The organism is Pseudonocardia sp. EV170527-09 (assembly GCF_008369905.1).
In the GTDB taxonomy this organism is placed as follows: Bacteria; Actinomycetota; Actinomycetes; order Mycobacteriales; family Pseudonocardiaceae; genus Pseudonocardia.
This window is the reverse complement of record NZ_VRMC01000734.1, coordinates 1-207: the sequence shown is the minus strand read 5'-3', so window position 1 is coordinate 207 and position 207 is coordinate 1. Positions and strand designations below refer to the sequence as shown.

General features: G+C 63.3%; 1 protein-coding gene. It reads right to left on the bottom strand.

The window, feature by feature from the left end:
- On the bottom strand, positions 1 to 207 hold a 207-nt coding region (locus FVA95_RS30630; RefSeq protein WP_149667034.1), incomplete at both ends, for an IS3 family transposase.

Sequence of the window (207 nt, the reverse complement as noted above, 5' to 3'; positions counted from 1 at the left end):
CCAGACCGAGCGTGAGCTCGGCGTGGACACGCGGCCACCCGTACGTTCCGCGGGATTCTTCGTGGATCGTGGTGATGCGTTTGAGCAACAACTCGTTCTCCATCGCCCGAACGGATTTGTGCCCGGATCGCCATTCGTAGTAGCCTTGGCGGCGCACGCCAAGGACCCGGCAGGTCACCGCGACGTCGAATCCATCGTCGGCGAGTT